The following is a 16,288-nucleotide window of genomic DNA, read 5'->3' on the forward strand; positions in this document are numbered from 1 at the left end:
CACCCCGCATTGTCGATCACATGACGGAGTCGGGGGCGCGCGGGCTGGACGTGTTCGACCCCAGCCCGCCGCGCTCCGCCCGGGTCGCCGCGGCCGACGTGCTGCGCGGCCCGGGCGAGCCGGACGGGACGTGGCGGCTGCCCCGGCGGCGCGCGGGCGTGCCGCCCGTGGTGCGGGTGGCGGACCGGTTCGTGACCGGCGCGCTGGACCTGCGCGCGGTCGAGTTCCCGTACCTGCTGGAGTTCGTGCGCTGCCGGTTCGAGGAGCCGCCCGACCTGCGGCAGGGCAAGCTCGCCGGGATCGAGTTCGCCGACTGCTGGTTACCGGGCCTGTCGGCGCGCAACCTGAGCTGCGCCAACGAGGTCTCGCTCGCCGGCAGCACGGTCGAGGGCCTGGTGGACCTGGTCGACGCCGACCTGGCCGGTTCGCTGACGCTGCGCGACGGCGCCCTGCTCGTGCCGGGCGCGATCGCGCTGCACGCCGACCGGTTGAGGGTGGCGGGCGGGCTGCTGGCGCAGCGGGTGCGCGTCACCGGCGAGCTGCGGATGGCGGGCGCGCACGTCGGCGGCTACTGCAACCTCAGCGGCGGCTCGCTGACCAACCCGCGCGGCCACGCGGTCAACGGCACCGGGCTGCACGTGGGCGGCAACCTGCTGATGATCGGCTGCGCGGTGCGCGGCACCGTGCTGCTGGCCGGCGCGCGGGTCGAGTCGGCCCTGACGCTGCGCGGCACCACCGCCGCCGAGGGCCGGGCCGACGACGACGCGCTGGACCCGCACGCCGACCCGGACGCCACCCTCGTGTTCGACCGGATCGCGGTGGACGGCGACGTGCAGCTCGACCGCGGCTTCACCAGCGCGGGCACCGTGCGCATGGTCAACGCCACGCTCGGCGGCACGCTGTCGCTGTCCGGCGGCGCGTTCGACGCGATGGGCGCGGCGGACGGCGAGCCCACGGGCTACGGCCGCGCGCTGGCCGGCGAGACCGCGGAGCCGACGGGCTTCGGGCGCGCGCTGCACCTGGACGGCACGACGATCGGCGGCGACCTCATCGGCCGGCAGGCGACCGTGCGCGGCCAGCTGCGGATGGTCGACCTGCGGGCCAAGGGCAGCCTGATCCTCGACCGGTCCACCCTGGACAACCCGCGGGCGGACGCCGTGCTGGGCAACCGGTCGCACGTCGGCAGCAACCTCGCCGCGCGCGAGGTCGAGGTGACCGGCGGGCTGGAGCTGCGGGGCGTGCACGTGGGCGCGAACCTGGACCTGCGCGGCAGCCGGATCACCGAGCCGGGCCGGTACCGGCACCAGCCGGCGGGCAAGCCGTCGCTGGACGTGGGCGGCGCGGTCATCGGGCGCGACCTGATCTGCGCGCGGGGCGCGAAGGAGTTCGTCGCCCACGGCGGCGTGCGGGCCAGGCGGGCGCAGGTGGGCCGGATGGCCACGTTCGCGGGCGCGGTCCTCGGCGACAAGCTGGACGCGCACGCGCTGAACCTGCTCGGGATGGCGGTGCCGGAGCTGGAGCTGACGCCGATCGGCCCGCCGCGTGGCGACGTGACGCTGCGGCAGGTCCGCTGCACGGTGCTGGACGACAACGAGCACTTCTGGGGCGCGACCGGGTGGATCGACCTGGAGGAGTTCCGCTACGACTCGCTGCGGCACCCGATCGACCTGCGTGACGACGCGGAGGTCGACCGGCGGCTGCGCTGGCTGCGGCAAGCGATGCGGCGCACGTACCGGCCCGGGCCGTACGACCAGTTCGCCGAGATGCTGCGGGCGGGCGGCAACGACGAGCACGCGGCCACCGTGCTGGTGGAGAAGCAGCGGCTGCGGTACCGGGCGGTCGCCGAGGGCCGCCGCGGGCTGCGCCCGCTCGTGCTGCTGTGGAGCTGGCTGCAACGCGCGATGGTGGGCTACGGCTACCGGCCGGCGCGGGCGCTGGCGTGGCTAGTGGCGACGTGGCTGGTGGGCAGCCTGTACTTCGCGGCGGGGCCGGCGCTGTCGGAGATCAACGAGCAGGACCACCTGACGTGGAACCCGTGGCTGTTCACCATCGACCTGGTGGTCCCGATCGTGGACTTCGGCAACAAGAACCGCTGGCACACCCCGGAGGGGGCGCAGTGGGTCGCGTCCGGGCTGATCGTGATGGGCTGGGTGCTGGCGACCACCGTGGCGGCGGGCGTGACCCGGATGCTGAAGCGCTGACCGGACGCGTCGAGCCCGCCCGGCGGGTGGCCGGACGGGCTCGACGCGGTGGTGCGGGCTAGTGGACGGCGACGGGCTTGACCCGGTCGCTGTCCTCGTCCACGTGGTAGTCCTCGGCCCGCGTCTCGTCGGTGCCGTTGAACGCCTTGGTCTGCTTGGCGATCAGCGTGACGACGACGGCGACGAGCAGGTTGGCCACGACGGCCACGGCGCCGACGTAGACCTGCACGGTGGAGCCGGCGAACGGGTGCCAGCCGAACAGCGACAGCTTGTCCAGCGGCAGCGCGGAACCGGCGAAGTGCGCCTTGCCGACGGCCGGGTTGCCGATGTTGTAGAGCAGCCACATGCCGTAGCCCATGCCGACGACCCAGCCGGCGACGAGGCCCCACAGGTGGAACCAGCGCGTGTAGAGCGCGATCGCCACCGCGGGCAGCGTCTGCAGGATCATCACGCCGCCGATGAGCTGCAGGTCGATGGAGAACTGCGGGTCGATGAACACGATGAACGCGACCGCGCCGAACTTCACCACCAGCGACGCCAGCTTGGCCTGCTTGGCCTCCTGGGCGGGCGTGGCGTCCTTCTTCAGGTACTCCTTGTAGATGTTGCGGGTCCACAGGTTCGCCGCCGCGATCGACATGATCGCCGCGGGCACCAGGGCGCCGATCGCGATGGCCGCGAACGCGACGCCGGCGAACCAGCTCGGGAACTCCTGGCCGAACAGCACCGGCACGATCGTGTTCGTGTCCGGGCGGCCCGTGGCCTGGTTGGTGATCGGCTTCGCGCCCGCCGTGATGGCGACGAAGCCCAGCATCGCCAGCAGGCCCAGCAGCAGCGAGTACGCGGGCAGCGCGACCATGTTCCGCTTGATCACGTTGCGGCCGCGCGAGGCGAGGATGCCGGTCAGCGAGTGCGGGTACAGGAACAGCGCCAGCGCCGAGCCCAGCGCCAGGGTGGCGTACTGGAGCTGGTTGTTGGCGGTGAGCAGGATGCCGTCGGCCTTGTTCTCGGTCGCCGCGAACTTCGCCTGCGCGCTGTCGAAGACCGCGCCCCACCCGCCGAACTTGCCGGGCAGGTAGATCACCGCGACCAGGATGACGATGTAGATCAGCGTGTCCTTGACGAACGCGATGAGCGCCGGCGCGCGCAGGCCCGACTGGTAGGTGTAGAGCGCCAGGATCACGAACGCGATGAACAGCGGCAGGTGGCCGAGGATGCCGGAGCCGTTGAGGCCCATCGTGCGCAGCACGGCCTCCAGGCCGACGAGCTGGAGCGCGATGTAGGGCATGGTGGCGACGATGCCGGTGATCGCGACCAGCAGCGCGAGCCAGTGCGAGCCGTACCGGCCGCGGACGAAGTCGGCCGGCGTCACGTACCCGTGCACGCGGGACACCGACCACATGCGCACCAGCGGCAGGAACACGATCGGGTACAGCACGACCGTGTAGGGCAGGGCGTAGAAGCCGAGCGCGCCGGCGCCGAAGACGAGGGCGGGCACGGCGACGAACGTGTAGGCGGTGTAGAGGTCACCGCCGACCAGGAACCAGGTGATCCACGAGCCGAACTTGCGCCCGCCCAGGCCCCACTCGTCCAGGTGGTCGAGGGTGTCGCCCGCCTTCCACTTCGCCGCGACGAAGCCCAGGACGGTGACCAGCAGGAACAGCGCGCTGAACACCACCAACTCGGTCCACTGCATCACTTGGCCCCCTCGTCCAGGTCGTCAACGCCGAGCAGGTCCGGCTTGCCCTCGACGACGGGTTGGTCCTTCGTCTTCACGTAGACCAGGCCGACGCACAGCACGCCCACGGGCACCCAGGCGAACTGGTACCAGTAGAAGAACGGCAACCCCAGCACCCTCGGCTCGTCGGAGTTGAACCAGGGTGTGACGAGCATGAGCAGCGGAACCAGCAGCAGCAGGTTCCAGTTGCTCCAGCGGAGGCTGGATTTTCGAGCAGACGGCATGTGCCCCTCCGTACGGCGGCCCGGTGACGCGGTGTCGCGCATGGTAGGTCGACAGGGGGACAGCCGTCACCATGTCGGGTGGGTAACCGACGGATGACGTAGTTGGATCGTGACCAACTACCGCGTGAGGCGCAGGCCCCCGACCCACCTGCCGCCCGGCGCGGTCGAGGTGGTCGGGCAACGCCTCTTCGGCCTGCCGAACCCGACCCGGGGGCGTGATCGTCGAACGGTCCCCGGGGGACCGGTGGACCCCTGGTGGACCTGCCGCCCTCCGTGGCCGAACGGGTGAAAACGGTGGCCGGTGGGTGCGGCGGCCGTTCGGCGGGTTCCTCCACCCGACCGCGGTCGGCCAGCATCGGTGGGTGACCAGACGACTCCGCGCAGTGATCGCCTTCCTCCTCGGTCTGTCCCTCCTCGCCCTCCCCGGCGTCGCGCACGCGCAGCCCGCGCCCTGCTTCGACCCGGCCGCGCCCCTCACCGTCGAGGAGGGTCGGTTGGTCGACCGGCTGGCGCCCGACGGGCCGGAGGTCGGGCCCGAGCTGGTCCGCCTGGCCGGCCTGGACGACGAGGTCGGCCGGTTCACCGCCCGGCTGTGCGAGCCGCTGACCCGCGCGCAGGCGACCGCGTGGGCGTTGACCGGCGGCGCGGAGCTGTGGCGGGCTGCGGTGGAGCGTGCCCATGAGCAGCGAACACAGGAGCAGCGAACACAGGAGCAGCAGGGGTGGGACTCCTACGACGACCGGCCGCTGTACTGGGCGCGGCTGCTCGGGACCAGGGCGCTGCGGCAGTGGCAGCCGCGGGGGTGGCGGCTCGGCGATGCCGACCGGGCGCGGTTGGTGGAGTCGTTCGACCGCGCCTCCCGGGGCGTCCACGACCTGAGGTTCACCGGCGGGGTGCGGCGGGTGGCGGTCACCGGGTTCGACCCGTTCCAGCTCAGCGGCACGTCCGTGCGCCGCAGCAACCCGGCGGGCGCGGCGGCGCTGCGGCTCGACGGCCGGGTGCTCGACACGCCGTCCGGACCGGTCGTGGTGGAGGCGGCGGTGCTGCCGGTGCTGTGGGGCGCGTTCGACCGGGGCGTCGTGGAGCGGTTCTACGGCACGGCGCTGGCGGCGCGGCCCGCCGCGGTGGTCACGATCAGCCAGGGCAGGCCGGGGCGGTTCGACGTCGAGCGGTGGGCCGGGCGGTGGCGCGGCGGGTTCCCCGACAACGACGACGTGTCCGTGCGCGGCGTGGTGCCGGACGCGGCCGGGTGGCCGCAGCCCGCGCTGGAGTTCATCGAGACCACGTTGCCGCACCAGCGCCTCGTCGACGCCGGGACCACGCCGTTCCCGGTGCTCTACAACCGCGAGTTCTGCGAGTGGCCGTTGGGCACGACCCCCGGCACGGGCACGCCGAGCTGCCGCACCGACGAGCCGACGCCGGGTGCCGCGGCGGCGAGCGGCAGCGGCGGCGACTACCTGTCCAACGAGTCGATGTACCGGGCGAACCGGCTCCGGCTGGGCCTGGGCGCCACGGCGACGGCGGGCGGTCACCTGCACACGCCGGTGCTCGGCCAGCCCGCCGACCAGGCCGCGCTCACCGACGCGGCCTTCGAGGCGGACCGCCGGGCCATCGTCGACCAGGTGGTCGCACTGGTGTCAGTAGTCTGACCGCGTGGAGGGCTGGCGGGCGGCGGTCGTGGCACTGGCCGCGCTGTCGCTCGCCGCCTGCACGACCCCGGTGCCGGGGGTGCCGGACGCCGAGGTCGTCCGCCCCTCGCTCACGCCGACCGTCGACCGGCTGCCCCAGGCCGGCCAGTGCACGGACACTGGCCTGGAGGTGCTCGACTGCGCGACCGAGCACGAGGCCGAGGTCACCGAGGTCGGCGTGCTGGACGGCCTGGGTGCCGACTACCCCGGCGACCGGGACCTGCGCCGGGCCGCCCTGCCCGCGTGCCGCGCCGCGCTCACCGCCTACCTCGGCAGCGCCGACCACGACGCCACCCGCCTGCAGGCGCACGCGTGGTGGCCGAGCCGGGACGGCTGGGCGAGGGGCGACCGCTGGCGCGTGTGCGCGGTGGTGGAGCTGAAGCCGGACGGCAGCCGGGTGCGGCGCAAGGCCGGCGCGAAGGACCTCCTCAAGGCCGCCGGGTTCGGCACGGTGCAGTTGTGCGCGACCGCCTCGCCGGGCGAGGCCAAGGACGCCGGGATCACCACCTGCGACCAGCCGCACCGGGCCGAGGCCGTGCCGGGCGTGCTCACGCTGGGCGATCCGCGGGACCCGGCTCCCGCCCTGGAGCAGGTGAACGCGCGGGCGGCCGAGCACTGCGCGCGGGCCGTGCGGAACTACGTCGGCGCGGACCGGGAGGACGTCTTCGCGTCCTGGCGGGCGTTCGGCAGCCAGGCGTGGTCGGAGGGGTGGACGTCGGCGGTCTGCTACGCCGAGGCGACGCGCCCGTTCAGCGGTCGGCTGTGGGGCCTGGGCCGCAACCCGCTGCCGGCCTGACCCACCCGCCGCCCGGTTGCCCGTCCACCACCGGTCGGCCCGTCCACCGGTTGGACGCACCGACCCACAGGCTGTGCACAGTTCCATCCACACCCTGTGGACAACTCGTACCGCCGCCGGGGCGGCACCGCGGACACCGGGCACACCGGAACCGGTCCGCCGCGCTCGATCAAGGGCCTGAGCACGGACGAAGGGGTGGGGTACCCGGTTCGAACACCATCGAACCGGCCTTTTCGATCACCCTCGCGGTCGGCGGCGCGGCTGGGGACAGCTCCCCCGGCGCCACCGGACCGCGCCCGAGCGGGGACCCCGGGGCGAACGAGAAGAGACCCGGTGGACGCCGTTGGCCACCGGGTCTCACGCCGAGAACACCTCGGGGGTGCGGGCTCAGCCGAGGCGGAGCTTGAGCGCCTCCAGCTCGTCGCGCAGCGAGGTCGGCACCTTCTCGCCGATCTTGGCGAACCACTCCTCGATCATCGGGATCTCGGCGCGCCACTCCTCGGCGTCGACCCGCAGCGCGGCCTCGACGTCCCCGGTCGGCGCGTCGAGGCCGTCGAGGTCCAGCGCGTCGGCGGTCGGCACGTGCCCGATCGGCGTCTCCACCGCAGGGGCCTTGCCCTCGATGCGCTCGACGGCCCACTTCAGCACGCGCGAGTTCTCGCCGAACCCGGGCCACAGGAACCGCTTGTCCTCGCCCCGGCGGAACCAGTTCACGTAGAAGATCTTCGGCAGCTTGTCCGCGTCGGCCGACTTGCCGGTGTCGATCCAGTGCTGGAAGTAGTCACCGGCGTGGTAGCCGATGAACGGCAGCATCGCCATCGGGTCGCGCCGCACGACACCGGTCTTGCCGACGGCCGCCGCGGTCGTCTCGCTGGACAGCGTCGCGCCCATGAACACGCCGTGCTGCCAGTCGCGCGACTCGGTGATCAGCGGGATCGTGGTGGCCCGGCGACCGCCGAAGAAGATCGCCGAGATCGGCACGCCCTTCGGGTCCTCCCACTCGGGGGCCTTGATGTCGCACTGGGCGATCGGCGTGCAGTAGCGGGAGTTCGGGTGCGACGACAGCTCCTCGCCGCCGGGCGTCCAGTCCTGCTTCTTCCACGAGGTCAGGTGCGCCGGCGGCTCGCCCATGCCCTCCCACCAGACGTCGCCGTCGTCGGTCAGCGCGACGTTGGTGAACAGCGAGTTCCCCTTCTCGATGGTGCGCATCGCGTTGGGGTTGGTGTGGTAGTCGGTGCCGGGCGCGACGCCGAAGAAGCCGTTCTCCGGGTTGACCGCGTACAGCCGGCCGTCCTCGCCGAACCGCATCCAGGCGATGTCGTCGCCCAGGGTCTCGACCTTCCAGCCCGGGATGGTCGGCTCCAGCATGGCGAGGTTGGTCTTGCCGCACGCGCTGGGGAACGCCGCCGCGATGTAGTACGACTTCTGCTCCGGCGAGGTCAGCTTGAGGATCAGCATGTGCTCGGCCAGCCAGCCCTCGTCGCGGGCTATCACCGAGGCGATGCGCAGCGAGTAGCACTTCTTGCCCAGCAGCGCGTTGCCGCCGTACCCCGAGCCGAACGACCAGATCATCCGCTCCTCGGGGAACTGGGTGATGTACTTCGTCTCGTTGCACGGCCACGGCACGTCGTCCTGGCCCGGCTCCAGCGGCGCGCCGATCGAGTGCAGCGCCTGCACGAAGTCGGCGTCCTCGCCGAACCGCGCCAGCGCCTTCGTGCCCATGCGGGTCATGATGTGCATCGAGACGACCACGTACTCCGAGTCCGTGATCTCCACGCCCAGCATCGGCTTCTCGGCGTCGAGCGGGCCCATGCAGAAGGGGATCACGTACATCGTCCGACCGCGCATGCACCCGCGGTACAGCTCGGTCATGATCGACTTCATCTCGGCGGGGTCCATCCAGTTGTTCGTGGGGCCCGCGTCCCGCGGGTCGACCGAACAGATGAACGTGCGCTCCTCGACCCGCGCCACGTCGGTGGGGTCCGAGGCCGCCCAGAACGAGTTGGGTTTCTTCTTCAGCGGGACGAAGGTGCCCGCGTCCACGAGTTTGGCCGTGAGCCGATCCCACTCGTCCTGGGAGCCGTCGGCCCACACCACTTCATCGGGGCAGGTCAGCTCGGCGACCTCGCGCACCCAGGACACCAGGCGCGCGTGGTTGGTCGGTGCGTGGTCGAGACCGGGAATGGTCACTGCCGTCATCTCGTCTCGTCTCCTAGCTGAGCGCCAGCCCACGGCGGACGCCGTTGTCCTGGTGGGACGTCCTCGGGAATGGCACCGCCCGCCCGGTGGAGGGCGTGCCGTTTAAGGGGTAGACGGAGGTTAGCCGGGTTAATCCCGGGTAACGCACATCCGACCTGTCGGCTGGCTCACAAAACCGATTCTGGAATCGATTCAGCACCCGATCACCACAAATCAGGCTGTGACCTGGGCTTTAGTCGGTGGAATGCAAGGGTCGCGAGTGCGTCGATCGCCACACGTTCAGGTGACTGAACCGGGGTGATCGTGAGAGCGCTCTCACAACGTGACGAAAAATTGCCGCGCCACAATGCCGGATTTCTCAACCGTTTCAGGAACAGCGCGCCGGCGATCCCGGCAACGCGGTCGACGGCTGTTCCACCTGCACCACAAGGGGTTCGCCGAACACGCACACCACCTGTCCCGCGGGTGGTCGGACGCCCGCTCCCGGTCCGCGGCGACCCGCGCGAAGGGCACCAGCACGTGGATCCCGCCGTCCTCGACCTCGAACCGCGACGCGGTCCGGCCGGTCGGCCACCCACACTGCCGTCACGTCCTCGCGGCTCGCGCCGCCCTCGCCGTCGCCGCCCTCGCCGTCACTGGGCCGATGACCGTGCGCGCATCATCGCGACAGGGGCACGACCTCCGCACCCGGATTCCCGGCCAGGTCCGTCTCGGCGCGGGCGATGGCCGCGTCGAGCGCCGCCCGGAAGTCCGCGATCGAGGTGTCCTCGAGCTGGAAGCAGAACTCGTCGCCGGAGCCGAGGAGTTCCAGGACGCCGTTGTTCACGTTGATCGTGCACACGGCCGCTTCACCCCGGTCGTCCTGGCACCGCAGCAACCACTCCCGCCGCTCCCGCTCCTTGCGGATCACCCTCTGCGCCATACCTCTCCTCCTACCTGGTTGTATATCACCGGACACGCCGAGTAACCCCTATAGATTAGGGTTCAGATAGCCCGTTAGCGATAACTCGATGGAGTGGACACATGGCGCTGGCGCGGCAGACCATCGAGCGCCTCCAACTGGGGCTCGCCCTCACCCGGCTGCGCAACCAGGCGAAGAGGTCCCAGGGCGAGGCCGGCGCGGCGATCGGCCGCACCGCGGGCCGGATCAGCCAGGTGGAGAACGGCAAGGGCGGGCTGGGGGTCGACGAGCTGACCAAGCTCCTCGACTTCTACGGCGCGCGGGGACGCGAGCGCGAGACCATCCTGGCCCTCGGTGCCGCGGCGAGGCGACGGGCACCGCGTCGGGGATACGTCGACAACCTCCCGGAGCCCTTCCAACGCCTGGCCGAACTGCAGGCCGCGGCCACCAGGGTCCGCTGGTACGAGTGCGGGGTGATCCCGGGCCTGGTCCAGTCCAAGGACTACGTCCGGGCGATCATGGCGGTGTCCAACTCCATCCACTGGCCCGACTCCGAGACGGAGACCGCCGAGCGCACCGCCTTCCGCCTCGAACACCAGCGCCGGGTGCTGGAGACCGGTAGCCCGAAGCGGATCGAAGTCGTCTTCACCGAGGACTCGCTCGACCACGTCATCGGCGGCGAGTCGGTGATGCGCGGTCAGGTGCTGCACCTGCTCCAACTCCTGGAGAGCCATCCCGACCTCGACATCGCCGTGGTGCCGGCGGGCACCGCGGACAACCCGGCGCTGGGCGGTGGCCTGGTGGTGCTCGACTTCGCCCAGTCCACACCGGTGAGCTTCGCGACGAGCCTGCACGGTCCCGCCCCCTACTACGATCAACCCGAGGACGTCGAGCCGATGCAGCGGATCTTCGACCGGGTCAGGGAGCTGGCGCTGAGCCGGGCGGACACCCGGGCGCTGTTGATCGGGCGGATCGAGGAGGGCACGTGATCGCGCGCGACACGGGGTGGATCAAGAGCAGCCGCAGTTCCGGCGGCAGCAATGCGTGCGTCGAGGTGCGGTTCCGCGGGACGACGGTGGGCGTTCGGGATTCGAAGAACGCCGACGGGCCCGCCCTGAATGTCCGGAAAAGCGCTTGGCGCGCATTCCTGGTCTCCCTCGACAAGTGATTGCACCGATGTCGGGCCGTCGGTGAAGGGCCACGCTCCGAGGCACAGGCTTTTCCCCTGCACCCGGAGGTGACCACGTGCGTCGAGTCATCGGAGTCTTGGCGGCACTCGGCTTGGCCCTGCTCGCGCCCGTCCCCGCGGCCAACGCCGCGACCAGCACACCGGTCGTGTTCGTCCACGGCTACACCGGCAACGCCTCGAACTGGGTCGCGGCCGAGACCGTGTTCCGCGCGGCCGGGTGGTCGAGCACCCGGCTGTTCGCCTACGAGTACAACTCCTACGGCGACAACGTGACCAATGCCCGCGGCCTGGCCACGTTCGTCGAGCGGGTGAAGTCGCAGACCGGCCAGTCGAAGGTGGCGATCGTCAACCACTCGATGGGCGGCCTGGTCAGCCAGTACTACCTGAAGGTCCTGGGCGGCAACACCAGCGTCAGCCACCTCGCGTCCATCGCGGGCGCGAACCACGGCACCACCGCCGCCGGCTCGTGCCTGGTGTTCGTCACCTGCCAGCAGATGTTCCCGGGCTCGTCGTTCATCAACCAGATCAGCAGCGGCGACGAGACGCCCGGCAGCACCCGCTACGCCACGTGGTACTCGCCGTGCGACGGGGTGATCCTGCCCTACACGAGCACCCCGCTCAGCGGTGCGACGAACAACTACGTGCTGTGCCAGACGCACATCGGCTTCCTCGCCGACACGCTCGTGCTGGCCGACATCGCGGCCTTCGTCAAGTCCTGAGCCGCACCCCGGCGCGCCACCTCCGCGACGGGGGTGGCGCGCCGGCGCGCGAGCGGGGTCAGTTGGGGCTGATCCACTGGCCGGTGACGGAGTCGATGCGGACCACGCCCGACACCGTGACCTTCTCCTCGGAGCCCGTGAGGCCGTTCGACCACGCCTCGTCGCCGTCGGGCGCGTACTTGCCGTCCTCGCCGATGCGACCGTGCTCGACCTGCGTCCACTCGTCCTCGCCGGTGTGCCGCGACACCGTGACCTCGCCGTCCCGGGTGATCTCGGTGGCCAGGTCGGCGGTGCCGTCGCCGTCGGCGTCGGTGAACAGCCAGGTGTCGCCGTCCTCGTCCTTCACCACCGCCGTGTCGGCCCGGCCGTCGTTGTCGGTGTCCTCGGTGGCGGGCCCGACGTTCTGGTCCGCGCCGCCCTCCACGTCCACGACGACGGACTTGCCGGCGTTGGTGTTGGTCTGCCCGGTGTGGTCGTCGGACGGGTCGACGGCGACCCACTCGCCGGAGCCCTCGTCGAACCGCGCCTGCCCGGTGAGGTCGCCGTCCTCGTCGAACGAGCTCATGAGGTCCGCGTCGCCGTCACCGTCGGTGTCGCTGAACGCGAGGTGCCCGCCGTCGTCGGTCTCGATGACCACGCTCTCCTCGACACCGTCCTGGTCGAGGTCGTAGTTCGCCTCGGCGGTGTACTCCTCGTCGCCGACCGTGACCTTCAGCTCGCCGTCGGTCGCGCCTGTCTCGTCGATGTACACCGTTCCCGCCCTCCTGCGTGCTCTGTGCCGGTTCGACTCACGTTATGCCTGTTCGGTTCCACCGGGGAAGTTCCGGTTCAGGCCCGGTCGCGCAGGGCGCGGATGCGGGACAGCAGGTCGTCGACCTTCGCGCGGCCCGCGGTCAGTTCGGTCAGGCGCCTGGTGACGGACTGCAGTGCCCTGGTGCGTTCGCCGGCCTCCATGCGCAGGGCCTTGTCGACCTCGCGCAGCTCCGCCTCGATCGCCTCGACCCGCTTGCCCAGGGCCTCGTCCAGCGCCAGGGACAGCTGCTGCTCGGCCTCGATCAGCTGCTCCGCCACCAACTGGTCCACGGTGGACCGGGCGTCCGCGATCGCGTCCGACAGCCACTGCTTGACGTGCTGCTTGTCCGCCGAGTGCTTGCGCGTGCGGGCCATCCACCAGCCCGCGCCCAGCCCCAGCACGATCGTCACCGGCAGCACGACGGGGTTCAGCGCCGCCACGCCCAGCCCGGCCAGCGGCAGCGCGGCCAGCCTGCCCGCGCCGAGCCCGCCGGACACGCCCATGAACACCAGCAGCTTGTCCTCGGCGGTCGGGACGCGCTTCTCCGGCGGTCGCAGCACGACCGGCGGCGTCGCGCCGCGCGCGAACTGGCCCCGGATCACGGCCAGCTCCTCCGGGGAGAACAGGTCGGCCAGCGCCGCGTCCGCCACCCGGCCCAGCCGCGCGGCCAGCCCGGCGCTGATCCGGCCGGACACCACCTGCAGCGCCGCGTCGACCTCCTGCGGCAGCGCGGCCAGCCGCTCCCGCGACGCCGAGTCGACGGCCGTGCGGAACCACGCCTGCACGTCCCGCATCTGGCGGCTGACCTCGTGCGAGCCCTCGACCCGGGCCCGCTGCACCTCGCCGCGCAGCCGCACCTGCCAGCCGCGCGTCGACGAACGGCGCTGTGAGTTCAGCTCGTCCCGCCGCCCGCGCAGCGCCTCGGCCTCCTCCTCGCCCGACGACAACGCGCGCTTGTCCGCCTCGTTGCGCGCGATCAGCTCGTCCAGCACGGTCGCCAGCGCGCGCAGGGCGTTGGCCTCGCCGAGCATCGCCGCCCGGCCGACCACGAGGTCCTGCAACGCCGACTGCAGCGCGCCGACCCCGGACCGCTCGCGCAGCATCGCCGCCGCGTCCGGGTTCGGCGCCCGGGCGGCCAGCTCGAACATCCGCGACGACACGGGGTGGAAGGTCGCGTCCCGGAACCTCGGCGCGTGCTCGGCCAGCAGCGCCCGGTCGGCCTCCAGCACCTGCCGCCAGCCGCGGTACTGGTCGACCTTGGTCAGCGCGAACACCACGGTCTCGACGCGCTCCCCGACCGTGCGCAGGAAGTCCAGCTCGCCCCGCGTGAACGGGGCCGAGGCATCGACCACGAACAGCAGCGCGGTCGCGGTGGCGGCGGCCTCGGCGGCCAGCTCGCCGTGCACCGAGTCCAAGCCGCCCACGCCCGGGGTGTCCACCACGGACAGCCGCTCCAGCAGCGGGATCGGGGCCTCCACCTCGACGTACCGGGGCGGCAGCATGCCCTCGGGCAGCTCGTGCGCCGCCGACACCCAGTTCACGATCTCCGAGCGGTCGAACGGCACCGGCGACATCGACCCGGCGTAGCAGGCGCGGGCCGACCACTGCGCGCCGTGCCGGAACACCAGGTAGGTGGCGGTGGCGACCTCCGCGTCGACCGGCGACAGGTTCGGCGTCGCCAGCAGGGCGTTGACCAGCGAGCTCTTGCCCCGGTTCGTCTCGCCGACGACCACCACCGACGCCGGGCCGGCCCGCCGGGTCTCGACGAACGACGCCGCCGACGGGTCGATCGCGCGGACCAGGGCGGTCAGCTTCTCCCTGGTCTGCCGGACGAGCTGCGGCAGGCCGGTCATCGCGCGGTGTAGACGGTGACGACGGGTGCGCGCAGCGTCCGGCCGCGATCGGCGAAGCCGACGACCTCGGTCTCGGCCACCACGCCGTCCAGCGACGCGTCCCCCGTGGGCACGGTGCCGCCCGCCTCGTGCCGCGACGGGTCGAACCGCTCGCCGTCGGGCCGCAGCGCGGTCACGCCGATGGCCGCCAGGCCCTCCTCCAGCCGCTCCACGACGCCGGCGCTGCGCGCCCGGTCCAGCGCGTACAGGCACAGCTGCACGAGCGCGCGCCGCTCGGCCAACGCCTGGTCCAGCAGCTCGTCGGCGATGGTGGTCTCCAGCGTCGCCGCTCCCGGGTGGGTCTCCACAGGGTGGTCCGACGCCGTGCCGCCCGGTTCCGTTCCGCTCATCGCCGTCCCCGCAGTTGTTGCCAGATCAGGAAGTACGCCCGGTGCACCACGTGCGCCACGCGGCTCTGCGCGGGCGTGGCGCCGAACGACGCGAAGGAGCGCCACCAGCCGGCGCGTTCCAGGGCGTAGGCCATCAGCTCCCCGGCGGGTCTGCCGCGCAGGCCGAGCTGCTCGGCGACGTCGGGCGAGCTGCCGAACCGCAGCACCTCCTCGACCAGGTCGTTGGGCATCGCCACCGCGCCCGACGCGACGAGCGTCAACGCCTCCAGCAGCCGGAGCTGGTGCGCCTCCGGCTTGGCCAGCAGCACCTCGATCGCGTCGTGCACGCGCTGCCGCTCGTTCGGGTCGCCGGAGGCGGCGGCCAGCGCGGTCACCGACGCCAGCGCCGCCGCGGCCTTGATGCCGTCGGCCCGCGACCGGAACACCGCGTTCAGCTTGGCCCGCACGCCGTCCAGGCCGGAGGCGTCGAGCAGCTTGCGGCGCAGCGCGCCCGCCGTGATGCCCGGTTCGGCGTCCACGGCCTCCAGCGCCTTGCGGATGCCGTACAGGTCGAGCTTCTCCAGCAGCCGGGAGCGGGTGCCCACCGGCACGTCGCACTCCCAGCTCGCGAACAGGTCGGCCGAGATCAGCATCGTCTCGCGGGTGGCCTCGTCCAGCTCGGCCAGCCTGCGCAGCGCGTCGGCGTCGGCCGAGGTGAAGCCGCCGGTCTCGGTCGACTCGGCGACCAGGCCGATCACCGGCAGCACGTCGGCCACGCGCGGCTTGAGGGTGAGCGCCTGCCGCTCGGCCAGCAGCACGGCGGCCCGCCACGTGTCGCCGCCGGAGCCCTCGACGGTCTCGGCGGCGATCGTGTCCGCCTTGTTCAGCACCGCGATCGCGTTGACCGGGCCCGCCTCGCGGCTCGCCGTGGCGGCGGTGAACGCGGCCAGCGCCTGCTGGTCGTCCGCGCGCACGCCCTGCGTGACGACGTAGAGGACGGCCTCCGCGCCGGCCACCGCGTTGCGGGACACCGGGTCCAGGCCGTCCGGGTCGGGCGCGGCGCCCAGCAGGGCCTCGGTGCGCGCCACCGACGCGGCGTCCAGCGAGCCCAGGCCCGGCGTGTCGATCACCGTGAGGTCGCGCAGCACCGCGTTGGTCAGGTAGGCCTCGACGTGCGAGACGCGGTCGACCTCCACGCCGAGGTCGGGCGGGATGGAGCCGTCGGCCTCGAACGGCAGCACCTGCTTGCGGCCGTCGGTGAACACCACCTCGACGCGGTCGACCGTGCCGTACTGGAAGCGGGTCACCAGGCGGGTGCACTCGCCCACGTCCGTCGGCGCCACGCGCCGCCCGATCAGCGCGTTCACCAACGTCGACTTGCCGGACTTGATCCGACCGGCGACGGCGACCTGCAGGGGCGCGGACAACCGGCGCAGCACCTCGCCCAACCCGGCCGCGGTCGCGGGCGAGACCTGCGGGCGCAGGCCGGCGCAGAGGTTCGCCACCGCCGCCGAGAGCGGACCGGCGAGCTGCTTGGCCTGCGTCGTCACGCCGGAGATCGTGCCACGTCAGGGTGACGTCCGGTTTGCGAACGCGGGGACGCGGGTATTTCCGCGATCGAC

14 protein-coding genes are annotated in these 16,288 nt (G+C 72.3%); 6 read left to right on the forward strand and 8 right to left on the reverse strand.

Annotation, left to right across the window (positions count from 1 at the left end; translation table 11 throughout):
- Positions 1-20 precede the first annotated feature (20 nt).
- The gene (locus tag ACIGNX_RS15085; protein WP_396540242.1) at positions 21-2,201 is read left to right on the forward strand and encodes a hypothetical protein; all 2,181 of its coding nucleotides are present in this window, start codon (positions 21-23) and stop codon (positions 2,199-2,201) included.
- Positions 2,202-2,259: 58 nt separating this feature from the next.
- Here ACIGNX_RS15085 and mctP read toward each other — a convergent pair whose 3' ends face one another.
- Both mctP and ACIGNX_RS15095 read right to left on the reverse strand, forming a co-directional pair.
- On the reverse strand, positions 2,260-3,894 hold the full coding sequence (mctP, locus tag ACIGNX_RS15090) for a monocarboxylate uptake permease MctP (RefSeq protein WP_396540244.1): 1,635 nt from the start codon (positions 3,892-3,894) through the stop codon (positions 2,260-2,262).
- Positions 3,894-4,160: a DUF3311 domain-containing protein gene (locus ACIGNX_RS15095; RefSeq protein ID WP_396540246.1), complete on the reverse strand. Its 267-nt coding sequence runs from the start codon at positions 4,158-4,160 to the stop codon at positions 3,894-3,896. Before ACIGNX_RS15095 ends, mctP begins: the two co-directional genes overlap by 1 nt.
- Positions 4,161-4,522: 362 nt before the next feature.
- On the opposite strand from ACIGNX_RS15095, the gene ACIGNX_RS15100 reads away from it, so the two are divergent.
- Together ACIGNX_RS15100 and ACIGNX_RS15105 are read left to right on the forward strand one after the other, a co-directional pair.
- Positions 4,523-5,809, forward strand: coding sequence for a hypothetical protein (locus ACIGNX_RS15100; RefSeq protein WP_396540248.1), 1,287 nt, complete (start codon positions 4,523-4,525; stop codon positions 5,807-5,809).
- A gap of 4 nt (positions 5,810-5,813) precedes the next feature.
- Complete coding sequence (locus tag ACIGNX_RS15105; protein ID WP_396540250.1) at positions 5,814-6,644, forward strand: septum formation family protein; 831 nt, start codon at positions 5,814-5,816, stop codon at positions 6,642-6,644.
- Between the two features lie 387 nt (positions 6,645-7,031).
- On the opposite strand, the gene ACIGNX_RS15110 is transcribed toward ACIGNX_RS15105, so the two are convergent.
- Positions 7,032-8,843 (reverse strand): phosphoenolpyruvate carboxykinase (GTP), encoded by a 1,812-nt coding sequence (locus ACIGNX_RS15110; RefSeq protein WP_396540252.1) that lies wholly within the window; start codon positions 8,841-8,843, stop codon positions 7,032-7,034.
- Positions 8,844-9,501: 658 nt separating this feature from the next.
- Complete coding sequence (locus tag ACIGNX_RS15115) at positions 9,502-9,765, reverse strand: hypothetical protein (RefSeq protein ID WP_396540254.1); 264 nt, start codon at positions 9,763-9,765, stop codon at positions 9,502-9,504.
- A 101-nt stretch (positions 9,766-9,866) separates the two neighbouring features.
- Between ACIGNX_RS15115 and ACIGNX_RS15120 the strand changes: the two genes are divergently transcribed.
- The 3 genes from ACIGNX_RS15120 (at position 9,867) to ACIGNX_RS15130 (ending at position 11,652) form a co-directional block, all read left to right on the forward strand.
- The gene (locus tag ACIGNX_RS15120; protein WP_396540256.1) at positions 9,867-10,733 is read left to right on the forward strand and encodes a helix-turn-helix domain-containing protein; all 867 of its coding nucleotides are present in this window, start codon (positions 9,867-9,869) and stop codon (positions 10,731-10,733) included.
- Complete coding sequence (locus ACIGNX_RS15125; protein WP_396540258.1) at positions 10,730-10,912, forward strand: DUF397 domain-containing protein; 183 nt, start codon at positions 10,730-10,732, stop codon at positions 10,910-10,912. The genes ACIGNX_RS15120 and ACIGNX_RS15125 overlap by 4 nt, the downstream gene beginning before the upstream one ends.
- 77 nt (positions 10,913-10,989) lie before the next feature.
- On the forward strand, positions 10,990-11,652 hold the full coding sequence (locus tag ACIGNX_RS15130) for an esterase/lipase family protein (RefSeq protein WP_396540260.1): 663 nt from the start codon (positions 10,990-10,992) through the stop codon (positions 11,650-11,652).
- A 58-nt stretch (positions 11,653-11,710) separates the two neighbouring features.
- Here ACIGNX_RS15130 and ACIGNX_RS15135 read toward each other — a convergent pair whose 3' ends face one another.
- From ACIGNX_RS15135 to ACIGNX_RS15150, 4 genes are all read right to left on the reverse strand, one after another.
- Positions 11,711-12,403: a hypothetical protein gene (locus ACIGNX_RS15135; RefSeq protein ID WP_396540262.1), complete on the reverse strand. Its 693-nt coding sequence runs from the start codon at positions 12,401-12,403 to the stop codon at positions 11,711-11,713.
- A 77-nt stretch (positions 12,404-12,480) separates the two neighbouring features.
- Complete coding sequence (locus ACIGNX_RS15140) at positions 12,481-14,298, reverse strand: dynamin family protein (protein WP_396540264.1); 1,818 nt, start codon at positions 14,296-14,298, stop codon at positions 12,481-12,483.
- The gene (gene grpE, locus ACIGNX_RS15145; RefSeq protein ID WP_396540266.1) at positions 14,295-14,687 is read right to left on the reverse strand and encodes a nucleotide exchange factor GrpE; all 393 of its coding nucleotides are present in this window, start codon (positions 14,685-14,687) and stop codon (positions 14,295-14,297) included. The genes ACIGNX_RS15140 and grpE overlap by 4 nt, the downstream gene beginning before the upstream one ends.
- A complete protein-coding gene (locus ACIGNX_RS15150) occupies positions 14,684-16,216 on the reverse strand; it encodes a dynamin family protein (protein WP_396540268.1) in 1,533 nt (510 codons plus the stop codon). Before ACIGNX_RS15150 ends, grpE begins: the two co-directional genes overlap by 4 nt.
- Between the last annotated feature and the right edge of the window lie 72 nt (positions 16,217-16,288).

Source organism: Actinosynnema sp. NPDC053489 (assembly GCF_044544865.1).
Lineage (GTDB): Bacteria > Actinomycetota > Actinomycetes > Mycobacteriales > Pseudonocardiaceae > Actinosynnema.

What these genes read in the sequence shown, in the direction of transcription:
- grpE (WP_396540266.1), bottom strand. Translation starts at nt 14,687, where the DNA reads ATGAGCGGAACGGAACCGGGCGGCACGGCGTCGGACCACCCTGTGGAG.
- ACIGNX_RS15095 (WP_396540246.1), bottom strand. Translation starts at nt 4,160, where the DNA reads ATGCCGTCTGCTCGAAAATCCAGCCTCCGCTGGAGCAACTGGAACCTG.
- ACIGNX_RS15120 (WP_396540256.1), top strand. Translation starts at nt 9,867, where the DNA reads ATGGCGCTGGCGCGGCAGACCATCGAGCGCCTCCAACTGGGGCTCGCC.
- ACIGNX_RS15110 (WP_396540252.1), bottom strand. Translation starts at nt 8,843, where the DNA reads ATGACGGCAGTGACCATTCCCGGTCTCGACCACGCACCGACCAACCAC.
- ACIGNX_RS15140 (WP_396540264.1), bottom strand. Translation starts at nt 14,298, where the DNA reads ATGACCGGCCTGCCGCAGCTCGTCCGGCAGACCAGGGAGAAGCTGACC.
- ACIGNX_RS15115 (WP_396540254.1), bottom strand. Translation starts at nt 9,765, where the DNA reads ATGGCGCAGAGGGTGATCCGCAAGGAGCGGGAGCGGCGGGAGTGGTTG.
- mctP (WP_396540244.1), bottom strand. Translation starts at nt 3,894, where the DNA reads ATGCAGTGGACCGAGTTGGTGGTGTTCAGCGCGCTGTTCCTGCTGGTC.
- ACIGNX_RS15085 (WP_396540242.1), top strand. Translation starts at nt 21, where the DNA reads ATGACGGAGTCGGGGGCGCGCGGGCTGGACGTGTTCGACCCCAGCCCG.